Origin of the sequence: Oceanotoga teriensis (genome assembly GCF_003148465.1) — a bacterium.
GTDB classification, from domain to species: domain Bacteria; phylum Thermotogota; class Thermotogae; order Petrotogales; family Petrotogaceae; genus Oceanotoga; species Oceanotoga teriensis.
In genome coordinates, this window is sequence record NZ_QGGI01000005.1 from 15128 (window position 1) to 40389 (window position 25262).

Below are 25262 nucleotides of genomic sequence, written 5' to 3' on the forward strand. Positions count from 1 at the left end.
CTGATTTTTTACTTTATATTTATTAGTTTTTTAAATTACATTCCAAATGGCATTTTATTTCCAAAAAATTTCTTCTTACCAAATTTTTTAAATTGTTTCATCGTTTTTTTCAATTGATCATACGATTTCAAAAGTTTATTTATATCTTGAAGTGATGTTCCTGAACCTTTTGCTATTCTTTGCTTTCTTGAATAAGTAAGAACCTTTGGATCTTTTCTTTCTTTAGGCGTCATAGAGTTTATTATGGCTTCCATCTTGGTCATCTCTTTTTCACCTTTATCTGTATCAACATCTACCCCTTGTGTTCCAGGTATCATTTCAAGTATTTTACTCAAAGGACCCATTTTTCTTATTTGTTTTATATTTTGAAGAAAATCTTCAAGGGTAATCTTCCCTTCCATCATTCTTTTAGCATCTTCTTCAGCTTTTTCTTTATCTACTTCTTGTTCAACTTTTTCAATTAATGAAAGAACATCTCCCATACCCAATATTCTTCCAGCATATCTTTCTGCATAGAATGGTTCGAATTCATCTAATTTTTCTCCAACACCTACAAATTTCACTGGTTTTTTAGTTATTTCTCTTATTGAGATAATAACTCCACCTCTTGAATCACCATCTAGTTTGGTAACTATGAACCCAGAAAGCTCGAGTCTATCATTAAATTCTTTTGCAGAAGAAACAGCATCTTGACCCATCATAGAATCTACAACCATTATTATTTCTTCTGGATTAACTATATTTTTTATATCTTCAACTTCATCCATCATTTGCTGATCAATATGAAGTCTACCAGCAGTATCAACTATAACAATGTCATGTAATAATTTTTCTGCATATTTTTTACCTTCTTTTACTATATTTCTCGCATCAGTCTTATCTCCAGTAAAAACTGGTACTCCAAGACTATCTCCCAATTGAACTAATTGATCTATAGCTGCAGGTCTATATGTATCTGCCGCAATCAATAAAGGTTTTCTTCCCTCTTTTTGATACATTTTTGCAAGTTTGGCAGCATGAGTAGTTTTACCACTACCCTGTAAACCGACTAACATTATAAAACCAGGATTTCTCGATAAGGAAATCTTTTCAGGTTTATTTCCACCCATAAGTTCTATTAAATTATCTCTAACAACTCTTATGAATTCCTGATCAGGTGTTAAGCTTTCTAAAACCTTTGCGCCCATAGCTTCTTCTTTAACCTTGTCTATAAAGTCTTTAACGACTTTATAATTAACATCAGCTTCAAGCAAAGAAAGCTTTACCTGTCTCACAGCTTCTTTTATGTTCTTTTCACTTATTTTACCCTGTCCTGATAAATTCTTAAAAGCACTTGACAGCTTTTTTTGTATGTTTTCAAACATTTTTTTCACCTCTCAGGAAATAATACCTATAAAGTATACTATAAAAAATATTACTTTTGGTAAAAATGATGATAAATCTTATGCATAGCTTATACATTATTGTTGCAATTTTATTAAATTTTAAAGAACATTTTTGATGAGTAATTATTGATATTTTTTTCACTTTCTTTTATTTATAACTATTATATCATTTTTTACATAAAATCAATTAACAGTCTTTTCATATATTTTAAGCCTAAAAACTCAAATCAATTAACAATAAATATAGATTAATTTATTTTCTATATTAAAAAAATTATAACAATATTCTTATAAAAATAATGATTTTTTTAAAAAAAATACCCCTTTTTAGAGATATAATTAATTGAATATAATTTTAAATTAAGCAATTTTAATGATTTAATTCTAATTACATTAGTTTAATTATAAATATGAGAAAAAAATTCATAATATGCTCAAAAACTTAAATAAAGCTTAACTAAAACTAAATTATAAAGTTGTTAATATATATATACATCAACGAATATTTTTAAATGGAGGAATTATGATGAGCTCAGTATTAGTTTTGGCAATTGCGGTATTAACTTATTATTTTATAATCTTCGCAAGAAAGATTAAAAAATCTATTATAACTTTCTTTTTAGGTGTTTTATTGTTTATGTTTAAACCCGTACCCGGTTTAAATTTTGAAAATGTAGGTAATATAGTAAGTTTTGAAACTTTAGGTATATTATTGGGTATGATGATTATAGTAGAAATTATGAAGGAAAGTGGTTTTTTTACTTTTACAGCGGTTAATGTAATCAAACTCAGCAGGAATAAGTTTTGGACGGCAATATTTTTATTGATGATAGTTGTAATTCTGTTTTCTGCTTTTCTTGATAATTTGGTAACTATAATTTTAATAGCTCCAATAATATTCTTGATCTCTGATACATTAAATATAGATCCAGCTCCATTGATGATGCTTTCTATATTCGTTGATAACATAGGTGGTATGAGTACTCTTATAGGTAGCCCTTTAAATATAGTTTTAGGTTCTGTAGGAAAACTTGATTTCACACAATTCTTGATAACCATGCTCCCCCTAACCATAATATCTTTTCTAATAACTTTCTTTATGTTTAAAGCTACTTATAAAGAAGATACTTCAAATTTTTCTGAAAAATTAAAAAAACTTTCAGAAATGGATCCTAAAAAAGCTATTCAAGATAAAAATTCTATGATAAAATCTTTAATAATCTTTGTAATTGTTTTATTAGGCTTTATGTTTCATAGTATGATAAATATGAATATTGCAATAATAGCAATATCTGGTTCCATGGTTTTGATGTTATTAACAAAAAGAGATTTTGAATCGATGGCAAAACAATTAGATTGGGATACAATGTTTTTTTATGCCGGATTGTTCATAGTAACTTTTTCATTACAAGAAATTGGAGTAATAGATGTAATTTCAAATTTATTCATTCCATTGATAAATACTCCATTAGTATTAATGTTAATAATAATGTGGGTTGGTGCACTAGTAATTCCTTTCTTAAGTGCTGTTCCAGGAACTCTTTTAATCGCCCCAGTAGTCGGCGTCTTAATATCAAAAGGAGCTCCTTTTGAATTATGGTATGCTTATGCAATTGGTGCCAATCTTGGAACTAATTTAACCCCTCTTGGAGCAGTTCAAAACATTGTGGGAGCATCTCTAATTCAAAAACAGACAGGAAAAGAGATTGGTTTTGCTGAATATATGAAAATGGCTTCTTTAACTGTACTTGCCACTTTAATAGTTGGAACTTTATACCTTTTTTTCCATTATTATGTAATTTTATAAATAATTTTTTAAATACAAGATATTCGTTTTTGAATATAATCCTCCAAAATTATTGGTATGATAAATTCAAAAACGAATATTTTTTATATTATATTAATATTTTTGAAAAATAAATGAGTTATTATATAGTACCCCCTATATAGGGGTATAAGTTTTAGGAGTTGATTTATATGATGCATTATTACTCAAATGGTTTTTTTGGAGGTGGTTTTATGTTTTTTATACTAATCGTAATAATCATCGCAATTGTTTGGATAATATTTAGAAATGAGAATAATAATAGAAATTATTATGAAAACAGATATAGAAATATACCTAATGATAATATCGATGATAATTCTTTGAAAATTTTGAATGAAAGATACGCAAAAGGTGAAATAAGTGAAGATGAGTATCTCAGAATGAAGGAAAATATAAAAAAATAGAGGTGCAATATGAAAAAACATCAAAATGCTTTAAAAATACTAAAAACAGCAAGAGGCCAAACAGAAGCCGCTATAAAAATGATAGAAGATGAAAAATATTGTATTGATATCTCTAATCAAGTACTTGCATCTATAGCTTTATTAAAAAAAGCTAATACAATTATTTTAAAAAATCATATAGAATCTTGCGTAAAAGAAGCCGCTTTTGGAAAAGATGAAAATGAAATAAATGAAAAACTTAAAGAACTTGAAAATGTTATAAGTTATCTCAATAAAAATATGTGATATTAATTTTGAAAGGTGAAGATTTTATTCTTCACCTTTTTTTTATAAAAAAATTATACAAAAATATATATTTTTTGATTCTCTTTCAAAAAATATGTAATGAAATAATGTTATAATAATATGGTGAATTAATAAGTTTTATGTTACATTTATCAAAAATAAAAATTGACAATTTTTAATTACATAAATAAATATACAAAGGAGATTTAATATGGCTGATTTATATTTAATAGATGGTTCTGGAATAGCTTATAGAGCATTTTTTGCTATAGGTAATTGGATGAGTACTTCTGATGGTAAACCAACAAATGCTATATTTGGTGTATCAAGAATGATGTTAAAAATTTTAAATGATTATATAAAAAAAGATGAAGATTCTATATTATTTGTTATGGATAAAAAGACAAAAACTTATAGACATGAATTACTTGAGAGTTATAAAGCTCAAAGGCCTAAAGCACCAGATGAATTTATTGCTCAACTTCCAAATATAAATGAAATGGTTGAAAATCTTGGAATAAATGTAATAGCCTTTGATAAATATGAAGCAGATGATGTAATAGCTACTGCAGCAATAAAATATAAAAATGATTATGATAATATTTTTATAATAACTTCTGATAAAGATATGATGCAATTAATAAAAGAGAATATTTTTATTTTGAGACCTGAAAAAGGCACTACCGACATTAAAAAATATGATTCAAAAGAAGTTAAAAATAAAATGGGTGTTTTCCCAAATCAAATTATAGATCTATTAGCTTTGATGGGTGATAGCTCTGATAATATACCAGGTGTGAAAGGGATAGGTATCAAAACTGCTCAAAAATTGCTTGCAGAATTCAAAACTCTTGAGAATATATATAAAAATATAGATTCAGTAAAAGGTGCAACTAAGAAAAAATTGATCGAAAATAAAGAGATGGCTTTTTTAAGTCAAAAGCTGGTTAAATTAATGTTGGATGCCCCTTTAGATTTTAAAAAAGAAGATATTTTATACACTGGCTATAAAAAAGAATTAAAAAAATTTCTTGAAAAATTAGAATTTTCATCCTTAATAAAAGAACTTGAATTAGGTTCTTCAAATGATACTGAAAATAAAATTGATTATTCAAAAAAAGGAACTTATAAGGAATTAAAACCTGAAAATATAGATGAATTAATATCAATGATGAAGAAAAATGATTTCATATGTTTTGATACAGAAACGACTTCTTTAGATCCATTTGAAGCCAAACTTTTAGGAATTGCCTTTTCATTTAAATCTTTTGAAGGATTTTATTTAAATTTAAAAAATATAAATGAAAATGAAAAGAAAAATATATTGAAAAAAATCATACCAATTTTAAATGAAAAAAAAGTAATAGGACAAAATTTAAAATATGATATTTCAATATTGAACAGGTATGGTTATACTATCAATAATCCATATTTTGATACTATGATAGCTGCTTATTTGATAAATCCTGATTCAAGAAAATTTAATATGGATGATCTCGCACAAAAATATTTAAACTATACAACAAAAAAATATAAAGAAGTTATGAATGGAAAACTTTTTTCATCTACTCTTGAAGATATAGATGAAAAAACAGTGCTTGAATATGCAGCAGAAGATTCTGACATAACTTTTAGGCTTTATGAAGTACTTTCAAAAGAACTTCATAAAAAAGATTTAATAAAAATTTTCACGGAAATAGAAATGCCAATAGTTCCAATTCTTGCCAATATGGAGTTAAATGGTGTTTACTTTGATTCAGAAGATTTAAAAAAATTGAGTACAGAATATCAAAAAATATTGAATAAAATTGAAGAAAAAATGTCTAAATTTACCGGAGAAGAGTTTAATCCAAATTCTCCCAAACAAGTTGGAGAATTATTATTTGAAAAACTTGGCTTAAAAGGAAAGAAAAAAACAAAATCTGGTAATTATTCTACGGATGCAGAATCACTCGAATTATTAAAAAATGATCATGAAATAATATCAGAAATACTTGAATATAGAAAATATCAAAAATTACTCTCAACTTATATAAATTCAATCCCAAAACTTATAAATAAAAAAACAGGTAGAGTCCATACTTCATTTAATCAAACAGGTACGGCAACTGGTAGATTAAGTAGTTCAGATCCAAATTTACAGAATCTACCAATAAGAGAACCTGAAGGAGAAAAAATAAGAAAAACTATTAAAGTACAAGATAACAATAATATATTGATAAGTGCAGATTATTCTCAAATAGAACTAAGAGTATTGGCTCACATATCACAAGACGAAGTTTTATTAAAAGCTTATAATACAAATGATGATATTCACAGTATCACAGCTTCAAAAATATTTAATGTAGATCAAAAAAACGTAGATTCTAATATGAGAAGAATAGGAAAAATGGTTAACTTTTCACTCGTATATGGTTCAACTCCTTACGGTCTTTCTCAAAAATTAAATATACCTTTTAAAGATGCGAAGTTATTCATAGATAGATATTTTGAACTTTATAAAGCTGTTGAAAAAAATCAAGAGGATTCTATCAATAAAGCTAAAGAAAATGGATTTGTAGAAACTCTTTTTGGCAGAAAAAGATTTATGAAAAATATAAGAACTGGATCTCATGATTTGAAAAGAATAACTATAAACACACCTATTCAAGGTACTGCAGCTGATATTATGAAAATAGCAATGATAAAACTTTTTAAAAATTTACCAGATTATGCAAAAATGATACTTCAAGTACATGATGAAATCTTAATAGAAGCTCCAGAAAATAAAAAAGAAGAAATCAAAAATATATTAGTTGACTGTATGGAAAATTCTGTAAAACTTTCTGTTCCTTTAAAAGTCGATGTTTCCTTTGGAAAAATATGGAATAAATAATTGTTAATTTTTTTAACTTTATTTTTTTTAAACCCGTTTTTTGATATAATTTTTATATAATCTATTCAAAATACGGGCGAACTAAAGTTCGCCCTAATGTCTGATGTAAATTGTGGAGGTTAACAAATGGAAAAGTTTCATATTGTAAGACTCGGTTGTCCAAAAAATGATGCTGATATGGATATACTGAGAGGTATTTTAGAAAACAAAGGTTATAAATACGAAGAAAATGCAGAAAATTCAGATATGATAATAATAGATACATGCGGTTTTATAGAAAACTCTAAAAAAGAATCTATAGATACTATATTTGAATATAATTCATTAAAAGAAAATAATCCCGCTTTAAAAATAATTCCTATTGGTTGTATGATTGAAAGATATTATGATGAATTTAGAGAAGAATTAAATGAAGCTGATGGATTGTTTGGAGTTATAACTCCTCAAATGATAGTTGATAAAATAGAAAATAATGAATTTTTTTATAAACATCCTTTTCCCATCGACACATATAAATGTGAATATAGATATATACCTGAAACTCCATATGCTTATGTGAAAATATCAGATGGTTGTTCAAGAAAATGTGCTTTTTGTTCTATTCCTTATTTTAAAGGTGATCCAAAAAGTAGAGAAATCGAAGATATAAAAAAAGAAGTTGAATTTCTTATAAAAAATGGAAAAAAAGAAATAATACTTGTATCACAAGATAATACTCTATATGGTGCAGATCTTTATGGAAAACAAAGTTTACCTAAACTTTTGAATGAACTGAATAAAATAGATGGTGATTTTTGGATAAGGGTTATGTATCTTCACCCCGATTTTATAAATGATGAAATAATAGATGCCATACATAATAACGATAAAATCTTAAACTATTTTGATATTCCTATGCAAACAGGTTCAAATAAAATGTTAAAAGCCATGGGTAGAATAAAGATGAGGGAAAATTTATTAGAAATTGTAAAAAAAGTTAGAAAAGTTCCTTCAATTCTAAGAACTTCTATAATAGTTGGTTTTCCTGGTGAAACTGATGAAGATTTCAAAGAGCTCTTAGATTTTGTAGATAAAGTTGAATTCGATAAACTTGGAGCTTTCATATATTCACCAGAAGAAGGAACTCCTTCTTATAATTTTAAAAATAAAGTAGATGAAGAAACAAAAGCTGAAAGATTAGATGAATTAATGTCTTTACAAAAAGATATTTCAAATATAAACTTAAAAAAATTTGAAAATCAAATTATAAAATGTATACTCGAAGAAGAAAATGATGGAGTATACATAGCAAGATCTTGGATGGATGCACCTGAAATAGATGGAAATGTGTTTTTCAAAAGCAAAAAAGACTTATTAAAAGGATCTTTAATTAAAATAAAAATAAATGAAACTTTTGATTATGATATGGAAGGAGAATTAGTAGATTGAATATACCTAATTGGTTATCATTTTCAAGAATTTTAGCAGTATTTCCATTGTATATATTAACTGTTATGGGTGAAAATTATTTTTTACCAGCCCTCATAGTATTCATAATAGCTTCTTTCACAGATCTATTAGATGGCTGGATTGCAAGAAAATATAATATGGTTACAGATCTTGGAAAATTTTTTGACCAAATAGCAGATAAAATAATGATAAATGCTGTTTTAATATCATTACTTACCATTGGATTTGTGCCTGGTTGGTTTGTTGCAATAATAGTAGTTAGAGATACTTTCGTAAGTGGATTGAGAATGTTTCTTGCAAATAAAAATATAGTAGTTGCTGCAGATAAATTTGGAAAACTAAAAACATTTTTACAAATAGTTTTAATAATTGCTATATATTTGAATTTCTCTATCTTATTAAACAATGTATTAATATATACAACAGCTTTTGTAAGTTTATTTTCTGGTTTTAACTATTTAATAAAAAACAAAGAAGGCTTTAAAATGTAAACAAAAAAAGGTGGCGGAGGGGTGTATTCAAATGATGGAAAATAGAAATTCAATAAGAACTTTTATTGCTATAGAGTCTAATGAAGAACAAAGAAATCTTTTAACTGATAGCATATTAAAACTCGATAGAATGGGTTTTAAATCAAATTGGACTAAGAGAGAAAATATACATCTAACTTTATTTTTTCTTGGTAATTTAAATATGTCTTTAATAGCAAAATTAGCTTATAAAATAGGCGAAAGAATTTCAGGTTTCCCAACTTTTGTTTACACCACGAGAGGAATAGGTTACTTTTCTTTTGAGAATGAACCAAAAAGCATATGGTTCGGAGTAGAAGAAGAACAAATTCTAAAAGGTCTTTATTCAGAAATAAAGAAATCTTTATTACTTTTAAATATTAATGTTAAAGACGAAAAGTTTGTTCCACATATAACTTTGGGAAGGGTCAAAAAACACCCCGAACATTGGGATACTCTTATAAAATCTATAAGCTTTGAACCAATACAGATACCTGTAAACTCTGTAGGAATTTTTTCATCTACACTAACAAAAACAGGTCCTGTATATAAAAAGCTTTACAGTATTGACTTTGAAGGAGGCGTAATAATAAATGGCTAAGAAAAAAACAACAAATAATAATGATAATAACAAAGATCAATTATTAGAAAAATTGGTAAAAGAACTTGAAAAAAGTCATGGTACAGGTTCTGTTATGATAATGGGACAAGGTGTAGATAATAATAATATATCTACTATACCAAGCGGTTGTTTATCTTTAGATGTCGCACTTGGTGTTGGAGGGTTTCCTCGTGGAAGAATAATAGAGGTTTATGGTAATGAAAGCTCAGGAAAAACTACTCTTACTCTTCAAGCACTCGCAGAAGTTCAAAAAAATAATGGTATAGCTGCATTTGTAGATGCAGAACATGCTCTTGATGTTGAATATGCTAAAAAATTGGGTGTAAATATTGATAAATTAATAGTTTCTCAACCTGATTTTGGAGAACAAGCATTAGAAATAGTTGATTCTCTTGTAAGATCAAATGTTGTAGATATGGTTGTTGTAGACTCAGTAGCTGCTTTAGTTCCAAAAACTGAAATCGAAGGTGCTATGGGAGATTCTCATGTTGGTTTACAAGCGAGATTAATGTCTCAAGCCTTAAGAAAATTAGCGGGAAGTGTTAGTAAATCTAAAACTATAGTAGTCTTTATAAACCAAGTTAGAATGAAAATTGGAGTTATGTATGGTAGCCCAGAAACAACTACAGGAGGAGTAGCTCTAAAATTTTATTCTACTATAAGAGTCGAAGTAAGACGTGGTTCTCAGATAAGAGAAGGAAAGGATGCTGTTGGAAATGAAACAACTTTAAAAGTTGTGAAAAACAAAGTTGCACCTCCTTTTAAAGAAGCAAAAGTAGATATGATCTATGGAAAAGGTATTGCAAAAGAATATGATATCTTTAATCTTGCAGTCGAAAATGAATTTATTCAAAGAAAAGGAGCTTGGTTTTCTTATATAAATGAAAATGAAGAAGAAGTAAGTATAGGACAGGGAAAACTAAACTCTGTAAATTATCTAATGGAAAACCCTGAATTACTCGATTATCTTGAATATAAAATAAGAAAAAAAATGGAAATAGCAGTTCCAGAAGATCTCGAAGAGATGTTTAAAGATAAATCTAAAAAAAATAAAAAAGAAGAAGTAAAAGAAGATGCTGGTGAAGTAAAAAAAGATGAAAAATAAAAAAATAGACCCAGATGACCCAGCAGCTGTTGAAAAAGCTGCTGCTTCTTTATTAAAATATAGAATGCGTTCTGAACATGAATTAAAGTTTAGATTAAAAATGAAAGGATATTCAGAACAAAATATAGAAAATTTAATAAAAAAATTAAAAAAACATAACATTATAAATGATAATATGTTTGCATATTATTATTCTTATGATAAAATTACATTGAGCGAAAAAGGTCCTAAGTATGTTTTCATAGAACTTAAGAAACTTGGTGTAGATGAATCAATAATTTATACCACCCTTGAAAAAATAAAAGAAGAAGTCGACATTTATGAAATTGCAAAAAATGTTTCTTCAAAATATTATCAAAAAACAAAAGATATTTTAAAAACAAAAAACTATTTATTCAGACGAGGATTCGAAACCGATACAATAGAATTCGTGATTAGAGATTTAGGAGGTGACTAAATGTTAGTAATCCAAATAATTATTACTTTAATAATTGCAATAATTACACTTTTTATTGGATTATATATGGGAAATTCGAAATTTATTTCTACTTTAAAAACAAAAAAAGAAGAGCTTGAAGAAGATATTGCAAAAGCAAGAGTTGAAGCTGCTAAAATAAGGGAAAAAGCCTTAGAAGAAGCATCTGCAATAAAGAAAAAAGAAATTGTAGAAGCGAGAGAAGAAGTTCATAAATTAAGACAATCATTTGATTCAGAAGTTAAACAACAAAAAGAGGATCTAAAAAATCAAGAAGAAAGACTCATAAGAAAAGAAGAAAATATAGATAGAAAAGATCAAAATATTGAAAAATTAAAAGAAAAACTTGAAACTGAGAAAACTGAAATAGAAGAAATTAAAACTCAAGCAAAAGAAAAATTAAATGAAATTGCCAATTTGAGTGAAAATGAAGCAAAAGAAATTGTTATGAATGAGGTAAAAGAAAAATATGAAAGTGATTTAGCATTGAAATTCAAAGAAATTAAAGATCAATATGAAGAAGATGCAAAAAAATATGCTAAATGGGTTATAACAACATCTATTCAAAGATACGCTTCAGATATAACATCAGAAATTACAACATCTACTGTAGTTTTACCAACCGATGATATGAAAGGTAGAATAATAGGTAGAGAAGGAAGAAATATTAGAACCTTTGAAAAGCTCACTGGAACAGATTTAATAATTGATGATACACCTGAAATAGTAGTTCTTTCATGTTTTAATCCATTGAGACGTGAAATAGCTAAAAGATCTTTAGAAATGCTAGTGGCAGATGGAAGAATACATCCAGCAAGAATAGAAGAAATGTATGAAAAATCGAAAAAAGAAGTTGAAGAATATATAAAAGAAGCTGGTAAAGAAGCAGTCATGAGAGTTGGAATAAAACCACCTCATTCTGAATTAGTTAAACTTCTTGGAAGATTAAAATTTAGAACAAGTTATGGTCAAGATGTTTTAGAACATTCTATAGAAGTTGCACAATTTGCCGGTTTAATGGCTTCCGAACTTGGTTTAAATGTTGAACTTGCAAAAAGAGCTGCTCTTTTCCATGATATAGGTAAAGCTATTGATCATGAAGTTGAAGGTTCTCATGCAGTTGTAGGTGGCCAAATAGCTAAAAGATATAATGAGAAAATCGAAGTTGTCAATGGTATACAATATCATCACAATGAAGTAGATGCCATGACACCTGAAGCTGTTTTGGTTGGAGCTGCTGATGCATTATCAGCTGCAAGACCTGGGGCAAGACGTGAAACTTTAGAAAATTATGTCAGAAGAATAGAACAATTAGAAGAAATAGCAAAATCATTTAGATATGTTGATAAAGCTTATGCTATACAGGCTGGCCGTGAATTAAGAATAATAGTTCAACCTGATAAAATAGAAGATGCGATGGCTGAAAAATTAGCACAAGATATTTCCATACAAATAGAAGAAAAGATGCAGTATCCAGGAGTAATAAAAGTAACAGTTATCAGAGAAAAAAGATCAGTTTCTTATGCCAGTTAAAAAAGCTTGCACTTTCGTGCAAGCTTTTTTAATTTTTATACTTTAATAAATTTTTACCCTCTTCTGTTAAAACTATTTTTGGCATTACAAATGTTTTTATCGAACATGAACTATTTATGCTACATATTCTACAATTAGAACTTATACACGTTTCTGTATTTAAAAATTTTATATAGTTCATATCTCTTAACAAAAAAATCAAATTTTTTATTTCAAAAACTTCTTTATCCATTATTTTAGAAATTTCATAATAAGTAGATATATTATTTTTTTCTATGATGGATAAAAGTTCTATAATCATATAGCTCACACCTTTTTTTGCTTTTTCTTTTTAGAATAATTACTATAAATTCCAAGCAATACGGTTATGAATACAAATATAAAATATACTATTAATAGCATTTGCAAACCTGTCAAGTTTAAAATAGATCCGAGACTGAATATAAAAACGGCAAATATAAAACCTATAATAACTGGATAAATAGAGGTAAAAACAGCTATTTTCCATCCAGCTTCAGTTGCAATAGTTATTATAGTTGCTATACATGGAGGTGTTAAAGCCATGAAAAATATCATAGCAGCTGCATGTAAAGAAGTCCAACCACTTTCCATATCAGAAATTTTTTGGCTCAATTCTTTTGATTCAACTCCATCTTTATATATACTACCAAGTGTAGAGACTGTATTTTCTTTTGCAGCAAATGAACTTAAAAGACTTACATTTATTCTCCAATTAAAGCCTGCATATTTTGTAACTGGTTCTAAATATATACCTAATTTTCCAAGCATACTACCCATAAGATTTTCTTCATGTTTTTTTAATCTTAATTCTTTTCTACTTCTATCTATTCCTTTTAAATTCTTATTCATTTTTGAAGCTTGTGCATTGAATAATGTTGAACTTTTATAATTGGAATCTCCATCTTTAACAAAACTAAAATAAACAGGATTAGCACTTTGCCAAGCTTTATAAAAATCATAATAGATTAAATAATTTTGATTATTTATACTGCCATATGATGTTATAAGATTATTTAGTGATTTATTATAATCATTAAAATATCTTTCAAAGTTTTCTTTTTCAGAATCATATATATTAACCTTTCCATTATTATAAACTATAAAAAATTCAGGGTTTATACGCCTATATTTAAAATCTATTCTTTCTTTATCTGAATCATCTTTTGCATTTCTCAAACTACTTCTATATCTTGAAGAATAATCAAAATATTCTGCTATTATTTCTGAATTTGAAAAAGTCTTTATATATGGATTTTCAATATTATTTAAATTATGCTCTAACATAATAGTATTTATATTATTTTCAAAGTTTTCTTTTTCTATATTATTTACTCCTGGATAATTCAAAAAGAAATAAATTACAGCCATAACAACTACTATAACAGTCAAAACTTTTTTTATAAATATCCATGTTCTTTCAATAACTCTTCTTGAAACATTATTAAATGAAGGTATATGGTATGGGGGCATCTCCATAACAAAAGGAGCTGTCTCTTTATTTTTTAAAACTGTTATAGAAAGTAATTTACTAACTGTTAATGCTATAAATATAGTAATAGTAGAAATCAAAAACATAGTTAATCCACTACTTTCCTTAAAAAAAACATCTATCATGAGAAGATAAAAAGGTATTTTAGCTAAACAATTCATAAGTGGAGTTACCATTATAGTTGCATTTCTAACTTTTTCATCTTTTATAGATCTCGTAGCCATAACTCCAGGAACCGCACAACCACCTACATAAAGACCAGCTAACATTAAAGGTAAGGCCGATTGTCCATGTAATCCATAAGGTTTAAAAACTCTATCCAATATAAAAGCAATTCTTGCCATATATCCTGAATCTTCCATTATCGCAACTAAAGCAAATAAAATTATAAATATAGGAATATAATTTAAAACCGCCATTATTCCTTGAACCATCCATATAACAAAATCTCTGATAAAAGGGTCATTTAAAAACCCTTCTGCTGGAAGTATATTAACTATAGATTTTTGAATTCCTCCAAGAATAGGCCACCAATAATCAGTTAATTTATAACCACCAACAATGGCAAGTTCATATACAGCAAACAAAGTCAAAAAAAGTACTATAGGACCTAAAAATCTATTACAAACAAAAGAATCTATTATATCAGTAATAGTTCTTTTTCCATGTCCTGAACTTTTTAAACATGAATTTACTATATTTTCTGCATTTAAAAATCTTTTTTCTGCCACTATTACTTGTGAAGGTACTTTATTTTTTTCCATTATTTCTTCTTTTATTTTTTCCATTTTTTTCTTTTCAGACATTAATATCACTCATTTCTAATCCTTCAAAAGAAGAATTTATAAGATCTATTATTGTTTTATCATTTTCAAGATACTTTATAGCAAGCCATCTTGGTGGATAATTTTTAATGTTTAATTTTTTTATTATTTCTGTTATTTGATCAATCTCTTTGTTTAATTCTTTACCATAATCAACTTTAAAATTAGAAATTTTTTTATCCTTTAAACAAAAATCAAATATTCGATTTTTTAATTCAATAATTCCTTTATTTTTATTGGCAATACATTCTATTATAGGAATATCTATTTTATTTTGAAGTTTATCTATATCTACTTCAATTCCTCTTTTTTTAGATATATCTACCATATTTAAAACTCCTATTATAGGTATTTCTAACTCTAAAAGCTGAAAAAACAGATAAAAACTTCTTGTAAGATTAGAAGCATCTAAGACCTGAATAACGAGTTCTATATCAGAATTAAGAATAAAATCTCTTGAAACTCTTTCTTCTTTGGTATATGAAGAGAGACTATAAGTTCCCGGAAGATCAATAACTGTAAATTCTGTATCTTTATAAACATACTTTCCAAATCTTTTTTCAACAGTAACCCCAGGATAATTTGCAACAAATTGTCTCACTCCAGTTAATGCATTAAAAAGAGTAGATTTTCCCACATTTGGTTGTCCGGCAAGGGCAACATTAAAATTTTTCATATTATTTCAACACCTATTAAACTTGCTTCATCTCTTCTTATACTTATATTACAACCTCTAATAAGAATTTCTATTGGATCTGCAAAAGGGGCATTTCTTACAACTTTTAATTCAGTCCCTCTTATAAAACCCATATCCAAAAGTCTTTGACCTTCTATACCACTTGAATTTAAAGATCTTATTATACATTTTTGCCCTGGTTTTAAAGAATGCAAATAAATTTCTTTCATATATAAAACACCTCACATTTCAGATATAACATATACAGATTGTGCAAGATCCGGTTCTAAAGCAACTCTAAATGAATCTACTCCTATAAGATATGGAGAATTCTTACTGCCTTTTACAAGGACTTCTATATTTGCCCCTATGTTAAGGCCCATATCATTAAGTCTTTTCAATATATCTTCATTTAAATCCATAGAAATAATCATTGATTTTTTACCTTGTTTTAATTTATCTAAACTTAAACTTACCATATAAAATCCCTCCATTATATTAAAAGGCGTCCTGCTTTAAAAAGCAGGACTAATTAAAATTAGGGTAAGTCATGTACTCTTAACATAAAACATGCGCCAAGTTCTTGATCTTGGCCTTTATACTGTTCCCCCTCCATAAGTGCTGCAAATCCCCACACTCCTGACCAAGGAAAAGTAAAAGAAAATTGTCCATTGCTATCTGTTTTTATTAACATTGCTGGAGCTTCTCCTCCATCAAAATTTATTTCTTTTTCATTAAAAGCATTTTTAAAAGCTTTTGCATTTAAATATTCAATTTCTATTTCAACATTAGGTTCTGGTTTTCCATCTTTCATTACAACTCCTCTAAAAGTACTACCAGCATATATATTTGTTGGCCAAGTTAAAGGAACTATTTCTGCTGGTAAGCCAAGTTCTGCATCCCAATCTGAAGGTAATCCCGCTTTATTAACTATAGCTTTTGTATATTGAGTTATATAAATTTCTTCTGAAGCTTCCCAATATGGTTCTGGCTCTATAACAAAAACAAAATCTCCCATACCTCTAAGTCTATAATTTAGTTTATAGGCATCTGCATTTCTTTTTCCATGTGAAAAAGTATATGCTTTTAATGAATCTGTTAAATCGGTATATTCACCTTTATTCCATACACCAAATTTTTTAGGTTTTCCCATATTCATAGATAAAGGATCTGAAATAACATCATGTGTTCCTCCACCTGGATGTGTAAATATTAATTGAATATCTAAATTACTTGAATCTCCTTCACCAATAAAATCCTTTTCTGTATAAACTAGTTGAAAATGTGAAAAGGCAGTTATTAACATAAGAATACTAAAAATTACCAAAATGCTTTTTTTCATATAATTACCCCCTTAAATTTATTTTTTATTTTTTGAAGTTAAATTTAATATAGATGTAAAAGCAATTATTAAAAGACATACCGCTATAAAAGTCAATAATATATTTGTAGTAATAAGCGTTCTTTCTATACCATCATCAGATGAATTATAATTCATCTGTGGATAGATCATAGAGCTGTTTACTGGCATATATTGTCCTACATTTTGATTGTTTTGAGAATTATTTTCTTTTTGAACAGGTTCTTCTATTTTAGTTTCTACTTGTTTTTCTTCTTCAAAAGAAACTTCTTCTGATTTATTTGAATTGACTATGCCATCTTTAGTAACAATATGACCAGGACCTGCATCAAATATAACAAAATATTTTTCAACTTCTGGTATAGGTATAGATTCTATAGAATTAAAATCATCCAATACACCTTTGTATAAAATATTACCCGATTCATCTTCAAGTCTAATTTCAAGACCTTTAGCACCACTTCCATCTGAAAATCCTGCTTCAACATATATTGTTCCATCGCCATTATCTTCTATCAAAAGAAGTGGAGAATGTGAAAAAGATAAAATCGATATTGATAAAATCATTAAAAATAAAAATGTTTTTTTTATGACAAACACCCCCAAAAAAATTTTGTAGTTTTATCTACATTTTTATTGTTATACTACATTATTTAGTTTAAATCAAAAATAATTAAAAGTAACCTTTAAGTTACTTAATTTATTATTATTTTTTTTAAAAAAAATAATCTAAAAAAAGAATAAAAAAAAACAGAATTATATAAAAATAATCCTGTTTTTTATTTTTAAATTTCAAATATTAAATTTTTTACATTTATCTTCGAGCAAAGAAGAAATTCTATCTATACTTTGAGAATCATTGTTTAATCTTTCAAAAATTTCTAAATTCTTTTCCAATGTGTTTAATAAATTATCTAATTCATCTTTTGAAATATTTATATTGTCTTTTATATTTGTAATACTTTCTTTAAAATTTTCTACATTTAATAATTGAATATCTATAGAGCTTTTAAGGTTTTTAGAATATTCTATAGATTCTTTCGTTGAATTATTTAAATCATTGAATCCTAAATTAAGATTTTTAACAGATGATTTTAAATTGTCTACACCATTTTTAGATGAATTTAACCCCTTTATAAGCTCTTTAAATCTTTCAGAAAGATTTAAAACATTTTCATTTATATTTGTTGCTGTACTTTGAGTTTTCTCTGATAATTTTCTTATTTCTTCTGCAACAACAGAAAATCCTTTTCCTGATTCACCTGCCCGAGCAGCTTCTATAGATGCATTTAATGCAAGTAAATTTGTTTGTTCAGATATATTCATTATATTTTCTATATATGAATTTATATTTTCAAATTCTTTTTTAAATTTTTCAAGATCTATAAAAGTTTTACTCATAAAATTCTCAATATCTTCATTATTGACGTTTATAGTTTTTACTTGTTCTAAACCTATTTCAGAAAAAATCTTAACTTCTTTGTTTATATTAGAAAGTTTATCAGAATTATTTTTTAATTCAAATGAATTTTTTAAGAGTTCTTGCATTTGAATCAATGCATTATTTAAAATATTTTCTATTTTGTTATCTAAATTCTTTGTTTTATTTATAATATCTTTAATATTTTCTTGAAAAAATTCTAAATCATTAGAATCATTGTTTATATTCTTTGAAACATGTAAAAGGTTTTGAGTATTTTCTTTTATACTATTTATAATATCTTTTAAGGATTTTTTTGTATTTTCTAAATTATTTTTCATTAAGAAAAATTCCCCATCATTTTTCTTAATAGTTTTATTAAAATAATTTAGATTTCCATCTGAAATATTCCTTAATTCATCATTTATATTGTTTACATTTTTTCCTATTTTTTTACTTATATAATAAGATATTAAAAAAATAATCACTATTATAAAAAATAATATTATGAATATATTTTGGATTATTTTATCAAGATCTATATTAAAATTAAATTTTTGTTTTTCAGGAACATAAAAATCCACTTTGAAATCAGTTTTTAAAGGTATTTCTATGTCAGCTTTTGCATCTTTAAACACATCAGATACTTGTATATATATGCCATCAAAATCATCTATTTTTTTATAATGACTTCTCAAATTTTTACCTATTATTTTATCTGTTGAATATTCTTCAATAATTTTTTTATCATCTATTTTTAGACTATCTAATGGTAAATTTGAATATAGTGGACTTTTATCTTTTGAATAAACTGTTATATATGAATCAAGTATCAAAGAAATATCAATAAGTTTTTGATAATTAAATTCATCAAATATGATTAAAAATCCATTTATAGTATCAACTTTGTCTATACCAGTTATAGGAAATATTCCCATATAATATGGTAAATTATCTATAGATAATGTAACTATTTTTGGATGTTTATTTGTCGAATTCAAAAAATCTTTAAAATATTTTTCAAGATATTTTGACATATCTTGAGATTTTATTATATTATTACTATCCTTAAAATATTCTGATTTTTTATTGATAATATCATTTTTTACTTGTACTATATTATCTTTGTTTGTTTTCTCTGGATTCACAACCCAAAGTTGCATTCCAGTCATATAAAGATGCATTGCAAATGGTTCTAAAAGATTGTACCTTTGCATTAAACTTATTTTTTTATTCGCTGTAATTTCTCTTAAATCTCGATTTTCAGTTATTAACCTTCCTATCTTTTCTATATCAGATTTTTCATTTCTTATAAAATTAACAAAAACATTTGTCAATGTTTTTAATTTTGAATCAAAAGATTCTTGATAAGAATTTGAAAATTTATCATTTATATCTTTTTCAATATTTTTTATTTCTTCAACTATGTATAAATTATAATCATTTATATTTTCGATAACGTTTTCATTATAACTTTCAAATTCTTTTTCATAATTTTCTTCAAGTATAGAAATTTTCTCATTTAAATTATTTTGTACTTTTATACTTTCTTTATCAACATTTGTTTTCATATAAAAAACTATAAATAAAGTTGGTATAACAGCTATTAAAAGCATTATAATTGCTATTTTATTACTTATTTTATTAAACCAATTAACCTTATAATTCATTTAAATCCCCCTTTTTTGAAAACGTTTTCTAATAATATTATATCAAAAAAGATTTTTTTATCGATATATAAATATACGGTATATCTCCAATTAACATACATTATGTATAATTAAATTGGATTAAGAGAGTAAATCTTTATTTTTCAAAAAAAGAAAGATTTATGTTACAAAAAATTATTATATTAAATAATTAATTAATATAATAATGATATAATTTAATTGAGATAAAAAATATCCGAATTAGGAGAGGTGATATTATGTATTTTAAAAAGAAAAAAGAAAATATTGATAAAAAGGTTGATAGAGTAAATAATATGATGGAAAAAAACTTTTTCTTTTTCTTCTATTATCAATAAAAAAAGGCTTAGATGATAAAATCTAAACCTTTTTTTTATTATATTATAGATTTTGCAACTTTTTCTGATATTCCTTCATCAAAAGCCTTTGGAAGTATATTATCTTCATTTAAATCTTCTTCTTTTATCATAGAAGCAATCGCAAAAGCTGCTTTTATTTTCATTTCTTGAGTTATTTGTTTCCTTGAAATGAGAGCACCTTTAAATATTCCGGGAAATGCAAGAACATTATTTATTTGATTTGGAAAATCAGATCTACCAGTACCAACTATTCTTGCACCTGATTTTTTTGCAATATCTGGCATTATTTCAGGAATTGGATTTGCTAAAGCAAATATTATAGGATTTTTATTCATGCTTTTTATCATCTCTTCTTTAAGAATATTTGGTGCAGAGACCCCTATAAATATATCTGCTCCCATCAAAGCTTCTTTTAATCCACCTTTTATGTTTTCAGGATTTATAGATTTTGCGATTTCATCATGCGCCCAATTTGAATTTTTTTCTTCTTTCTTTAATATACCATCCCTATCACATAAAATAATATTTTCTATTTTAAAATCTTTTAATAGTTTTGTAATGGCTATACCAGCTGAACCAGCACCATTTATAACAACTTTTAAATCTTTTTTTTCTTTCTTTACTATTTTTAAAGAATTTATTATAGCTGCTAATACTATTATTGCAGTTCCATGTTGATCATCATGAAATACTGGAATATTCAGTTCTTCTTTTAATCTATTTTCAATTTCGAAACATCTTGGTGCCGAAATATCTTCAAGATTTATTCCCCCGAAAGCAGGGGATATTATTTTTATTGTGTTTATTATTTCTTCTGTATCTTTAGTATTTAAACATATTGGTATTGCATTTATTCCCGCAAATTCTTTAAATAAAACACATTTTCCTTCCATAACAGGTAATGCCGCTTCTGGGCCTATATCTCCAAGGCCTAAAACTGCTGTCCCATCAGTTATTACAGCAACAGTATTGGATTTCATAGTATACTTATACACATTTTCAATATTTTTATTTATTTCTTTACAAGGTTCTGCAACTCCTGGAGTATAAGCAATTGCAAGATCTTCTGCATTATTAACTTTTGCTTTTGATAATATTTCAAGTTTACCATTCCATTTTTCATGCATTTTAAGTGCTTTTTCTTTATTATCCATAAACTCACTCCTTAGATTTCATTTTACCATAAGCTTTTTCCATATTTATCTATCCCAACCATCAATGGAAATTTCTCAACAAAAAGTCTTTGAATAGCTTCTGTTCCCAAATCTTCAAAAGCTAAAATTTCATATTTTTTTACTTTTTGAGATAATAAAGCAGCCATTCCACTGGGAGTTATAAAATAATGTTTTTTATATTTTTTATTCACTTTGCATGCTTCCAAACTTCTTTTCCCTTTACCAATTGTAGCAATAACACCAAGTTTATAAACAAATTCTAAATATTTATCCATCCTATTGCTTGTTGTTGGTCCTATTGCTCCAATAACTTGAAAATCTGGTTTCTTTGCAGGGCCAGCATAAAAAATTATTTTATTATCTAATTTTATTGGAAGTTCTTTACCAGAAATATATATTTCTTTCAATCTTTTGTGAGCTGCATCTCTCATAACTATAAGTTCCCCCGTATATTCAATTTGATCTCCAACTCTTAGATTTTCAAAGTTCAATTTCAACCTCTCCTTTTCTAACTAGATAACAATCTATACTTATTGCGAGTGGAAGTGTTGCTATATGAGTTGGATATGATTTTATATGTACAGAATGAACTGTTTTTCCATATCCAAGTCCCTGAAATCCTATTCTTAGATCATTTAAATCGTTTATTAATTCTTTTTCAAAATCAGAATATTCTGTAATTGGATTTCTTTCATTAAAATCTTCTGTTAAAGCTAATTTAGATAATATCATAGCTTTATCTGATGTTCCACCTATTCCTATTCCTATATTCATAGGTGGACACCCTCTTGCTCCATTTTCTTTTATATGCTCTTTTATAATTTTTTTTATTTCTTCTTTATCGGCAGAAGGTTTTAACATATAAAGTGCAGAAAGATTTTCACTTCCACCACCTTTTATTAAAAATTTTATTTTTATATTTTTATTTTCATGAAAAAAATAATGTATTATAGCTGGAGAATTATTTTTCATATTTTCCCTTTTAAATAGAGGTTCTTTAACTGTAGAATACCTAAAATTATTAGAAGTATATGCTTTTATAACAGACTGATTTATTATATATTCAATATCTAAATCTATACTTTTTTTTGGTAAAAAAACAAAAAATTCAACCATACCTGTATCTTGACATAAAGGTATATTAAGCTTTTCAGATATTTTATAATTTTCATTTATTTCTTTAGAAAATGGGCCATCATATTCTATTAAACTTTTTAATACATCTTTATTTATATGATTATTTGCAATTTCTATTTTTTTCGCTATTTTATTTATTATATTTTCAAACATTTTTAACCTCCAATAAAATTTACTTTCTTTAATATTATAAAGTATTTTTTATTATTTATATTAAAAATAAAATACATTTAAGAAAAATCAATAAAAATAAAAAATGGTGAATATTAAATTCACCATTTTCATTAATCATTAGAGTTTTAAAATAAATGATATACTTTGAATATAGATACTGTTATCAAAGATGAAACAGACATTATTTTTATTAATATATCTAAAGATGGACCAACTGTATCTTTTAATGGATCTCCAACTGTATCTCCGACAACAGAAGCTTTATGAGCTTCTCCACCTTTCTTTTCATCTTGTATATTTCCTTTTTCAATATATTTTTTTGCATTATCCCAAGCACCACCAGAATTAGCTGAAAATATTGCAAGCATTATACCACTTAAAGTTGTACCAACTAATAATCCACCAACAAAATCTACTCCAAATATAAATCCAGTAACTATTGGAGTGAATACAGAAATCATGGCAGGTATTTTTATTTCTTTTAAAGAGCCCTCTGAACTTATTTTTATACATCTTTCATAATCAGGTTTGGCAGTTCCTTCCATAAGTCCTGGAATCTCTTTAAATTGTCTTCTGACTTCATCTACCATCTTATTTGCAGCTTTTACAACAGCATCTATTAAAAAAGCACTGAAAAAATAAGGTAATGCTGCACCAAAAAGAGCTCCTCCAATAGTTCTTGAATTGACTATATTTAAATTCAATATATGAGTTAAATCTCCTATACCTGCATCTTGAGGTCCAGCTCCAGAATATATATATGATGCAAATAGTGATAATGCAGCCAATCCAGCAGAGCCTATTGCAAAACCTTTACCAACAGCTGCTGTTGTATTACCAACAGAGTCTAATTTATCAGTTATATCTCTAACTTTTTTAGGTAAATGAGCCATTTCTGCAATTCCACCAGCATTGTCAGCAATAGGTCCATAAGAATCTACAGTTACAGTTGCTGCTACAAAAGACAACATACCAGCTGCAGCCATGGCAACACCATAAAGTCCAGATATTTCATATGAAAATAATATAGATATCATTAATACTCCAACTGGTAAAAAAACACTTTTCATTCCAAGTGCCAATCCTTTTGAAATAACTATTGCAGGTCCACCTTTTGCAAATTTAGATAATGTTTGAGTGGGTTTATAATCATCACTCGTATAATATTCTGCAAGAAGGCCTATGAATATCCCAGAAAATATACCCGCTATAGATGCAACCCATGGAGATATTTTACCAAAAACAAAACCTATATTTTTCAATTCTTCTGCCGTCATGGAATCGAGATAAAAAAAGGTCATTATGAATGAAAATAATATTGTTAAACCGGCAGATATGGTCAAAGATCTATTTAAATCTTTATGAGGATTACTACTACCTTTAGATTTCAATATATAAAATATTCCTATCATAGCACTTACAAGGCCTATGCTCATAAAAATTAAAGGATATAATGTCAGATTTATAGCTGAATTATGTGTTAAATTTGAATCTCCCAACAAAAATTGAGTATATAATACAAGTACTACTGAAGAAATTATAGCCCCTATATAACTTTCAAGCAAATCAGCTCCCAAACCAGCTACATCTCCAACATTATCTCCAACATTATCTGCTATTGCCGCTGGATTTCTTGGATCATCTTCATCAAGTTCAAGTTCTGTTTTTCCAACTAAATCTGCTCCCATATCAGCTGCTTTAGTATATATACCTCCTCCAACTCTATCAAACATGGCTATTAAAGAACAACCTAAAGCATATCCAGAAACAGTCATAGTAAAAGGTATATAATTTATTTTTAACCAATTAACTTTTATTATCATATTTTCTGGATCTAATTGTCCAAGATAATGTCCAAATATCAAATAAATCAATATCATACCACTGAGTGCAAACCCAGCTACCGCAAGACCCATAACACTACCACCTTTAAAAGCCACTTTTAAAGTGGAACTTATATCTTCTGTGTTTCTTGCAGTATTAGCAACTCTCACATTGGTTTGTGTTGCGCTCTTCATTCCAACAACACCTGCCATGGCACTCATAAAAGCACCGATGGCAAAAGCAACACCGACATACCATTCTATTATCACTGATAATACGATACCTATTATTATTACATAAAATAATATCGTAGTCATCTCATGTTTTAAAAACGCGTTTGCCCCTATTCTAATAGCTTTAGAAACTTCTTTCATTTCTGAAGTTCCTTCATCAAGCTTTAGAATACCTTTATAATTAATCCTGGCGAACAACAAAGCTAATAATGGTACTATTAACAAGAACCACAAAAATTGCATAGTCACACCTCCGATTAAAAATTTATTTAAAAATTCCCCCATTATAATTTTATAACAATTGATTCATTATAAAAAATACGATTAATTATTTTCTGAATCAAAAAAATAACATTATATTCAATTAATTCTTTTTTTCACAAATTTTCTCTTTTAGACTTTTAAATATATA

General features: G+C 26.7%; 23 protein-coding genes. 10 read left to right on the forward strand and 13 right to left on the reverse strand.

The window, feature by feature from the left end; genetic code table 11:
• Positions 1–35: 35 nt before the first annotated feature.
• Positions 36–1364, reverse strand: coding sequence for a signal recognition particle protein (gene ffh, locus C7380_RS04580; protein WP_109604310.1), 1329 nt, complete (start codon positions 1362–1364; stop codon positions 36–38).
• Positions 1365–1911: 547 nt separating this feature from the next.
• Between ffh and C7380_RS04585 the strand changes: the two genes are divergently transcribed.
• The 10 genes from C7380_RS04585 (at position 1912) to rny (ending at position 12470) form a co-directional block, all read left to right on the forward strand.
• A complete protein-coding gene (locus C7380_RS04585; RefSeq protein WP_109604311.1) occupies positions 1912–3192 on the forward strand; it encodes an ArsB/NhaD family transporter in 1281 nt (426 codons plus the stop codon).
• Positions 3193–3404: 212 nt separating this feature from the next.
• Entirely contained in the window at positions 3405–3617 is a 213-nt protein-coding gene (locus tag C7380_RS04590; RefSeq protein ID WP_158274780.1) for an SHOCT domain-containing protein, read from the forward strand.
• Between the two features lie 9 nt (positions 3618–3626).
• A complete protein-coding gene (locus C7380_RS04595; protein ID WP_109604313.1) occupies positions 3627–3902 on the forward strand; it encodes a metal-sensing transcriptional repressor in 276 nt (91 codons plus the stop codon).
• 211 nt (positions 3903–4113) lie between these two features.
• Positions 4114–6777, forward strand: a complete 2664-nt coding sequence (gene polA, locus C7380_RS04600) for a DNA polymerase I (RefSeq protein ID WP_109604314.1) — start codon at positions 4114–4116, stop codon at positions 6775–6777.
• A gap of 126 nt (positions 6778–6903) precedes the next feature.
• Positions 6904–8205, forward strand: coding sequence for a 30S ribosomal protein S12 methylthiotransferase RimO (gene rimO / locus C7380_RS04605; protein ID WP_109604315.1), 1302 nt, complete (start codon positions 6904–6906; stop codon positions 8203–8205).
• Entirely contained in the window at positions 8202–8717 is a 516-nt protein-coding gene (gene pgsA / locus C7380_RS04610; protein ID WP_109604316.1) for a CDP-diacylglycerol--glycerol-3-phosphate 3-phosphatidyltransferase, read from the forward strand. Before rimO ends, pgsA begins: the two co-directional genes overlap by 4 nt.
• 31 nt (positions 8718–8748) lie before the next feature.
• Positions 8749–9336, forward strand: a complete 588-nt coding sequence (gene thpR / locus C7380_RS04615; RefSeq protein WP_240597500.1) for an RNA 2',3'-cyclic phosphodiesterase — start codon at positions 8749–8751, stop codon at positions 9334–9336.
• Positions 9329–10462, forward strand: a complete 1134-nt coding sequence (gene recA, locus C7380_RS04620) for a recombinase RecA (protein ID WP_109604317.1) — start codon at positions 9329–9331, stop codon at positions 10460–10462. Before thpR ends, recA begins: the two co-directional genes overlap by 8 nt.
• Entirely contained in the window at positions 10452–10919 is a 468-nt protein-coding gene (locus tag C7380_RS04625; protein ID WP_109604318.1) for a regulatory protein RecX, read from the forward strand. Before recA ends, C7380_RS04625 begins: the two co-directional genes overlap by 11 nt.
• Positions 10920–12470 (forward strand): ribonuclease Y, encoded by a 1551-nt coding sequence (rny, locus tag C7380_RS04630; RefSeq protein ID WP_109604319.1) that lies wholly within the window; start codon positions 10920–10922, stop codon positions 12468–12470.
• A 28-nt stretch (positions 12471–12498) separates the two neighbouring features.
• Here the strand turns inward: rny and C7380_RS04635 are convergent, their stop codons facing one another.
• The 12 genes from C7380_RS04635 to C7380_RS04690 form a co-directional block, all read right to left on the reverse strand.
• On the reverse strand, positions 12499–12771 hold the full coding sequence (locus C7380_RS04635; RefSeq protein WP_109604320.1) for a hypothetical protein: 273 nt from the start codon (positions 12769–12771) through the stop codon (positions 12499–12501).
• Between the two features lie 5 nt (positions 12772–12776).
• Positions 12777–14786: a nucleoside recognition domain-containing protein gene (locus C7380_RS04640; protein WP_109604321.1), complete on the reverse strand. Its 2010-nt coding sequence runs from the start codon at positions 14784–14786 to the stop codon at positions 12777–12779.
• Positions 14779–15480, reverse strand: a complete 702-nt coding sequence (locus tag C7380_RS04645) for a FeoB small GTPase domain-containing protein (RefSeq protein ID WP_109604322.1) — start codon at positions 15478–15480, stop codon at positions 14779–14781. The genes C7380_RS04640 and C7380_RS04645 overlap by 8 nt, the downstream gene beginning before the upstream one ends.
• Positions 15477–15710 (reverse strand): FeoA family protein, encoded by a 234-nt coding sequence (locus C7380_RS04650; protein ID WP_206050525.1) that lies wholly within the window; start codon positions 15708–15710, stop codon positions 15477–15479. Before C7380_RS04650 ends, C7380_RS04645 begins: the two co-directional genes overlap by 4 nt.
• Positions 15711–15722: 12 nt before the next feature.
• Positions 15723–15959, reverse strand: coding sequence for a FeoA family protein (locus C7380_RS04655; RefSeq protein WP_158274781.1), 237 nt, complete (start codon positions 15957–15959; stop codon positions 15723–15725).
• Between the two features lie 59 nt (positions 15960–16018).
• Positions 16019–16822, reverse strand: a complete 804-nt coding sequence (locus tag C7380_RS04660) for a DUF4198 domain-containing protein (RefSeq protein WP_109604324.1) — start codon at positions 16820–16822, stop codon at positions 16019–16021.
• Positions 16823–16840: 18 nt separating this feature from the next.
• On the reverse strand, positions 16841–17440 hold the full coding sequence (locus C7380_RS04665) for a hypothetical protein (protein ID WP_146192150.1): 600 nt from the start codon (positions 17438–17440) through the stop codon (positions 16841–16843).
• 192 nt (positions 17441–17632) lie between these two features.
• Entirely contained in the window at positions 17633–19930 is a 2298-nt protein-coding gene (locus tag C7380_RS04670; protein ID WP_109604326.1) for a methyl-accepting chemotaxis protein, read from the reverse strand.
• Positions 19931–20324: 394 nt separating this feature from the next.
• The gene (locus tag C7380_RS04675; protein WP_109604327.1) at positions 20325–21461 is read right to left on the reverse strand and encodes an NAD(P)-dependent malic enzyme; all 1137 of its coding nucleotides are present in this window, start codon (positions 21459–21461) and stop codon (positions 20325–20327) included.
• A 23-nt stretch (positions 21462–21484) separates the two neighbouring features.
• Positions 21485–21973 carry a FumA C-terminus/TtdB family hydratase beta subunit gene (locus C7380_RS04680; protein WP_109604328.1) on the reverse strand — a complete coding sequence of 163 codons (489 nt, stop codon included), beginning with the start codon at positions 21971–21973 and terminating at the stop codon, positions 21485–21487.
• Complete coding sequence (locus C7380_RS04685) at positions 21963–22772, reverse strand: fumarate hydratase (RefSeq protein WP_109604329.1); 810 nt, start codon at positions 22770–22772, stop codon at positions 21963–21965. Before C7380_RS04685 ends, C7380_RS04680 begins: the two co-directional genes overlap by 11 nt.
• 146 nt (positions 22773–22918) lie before the next feature.
• Positions 22919–25093, reverse strand: a complete 2175-nt coding sequence (locus tag C7380_RS04690) for a sodium-translocating pyrophosphatase (RefSeq protein ID WP_109604330.1) — start codon at positions 25091–25093, stop codon at positions 22919–22921.
• Between the last annotated feature and the right edge of the window lie 169 nt (positions 25094–25262).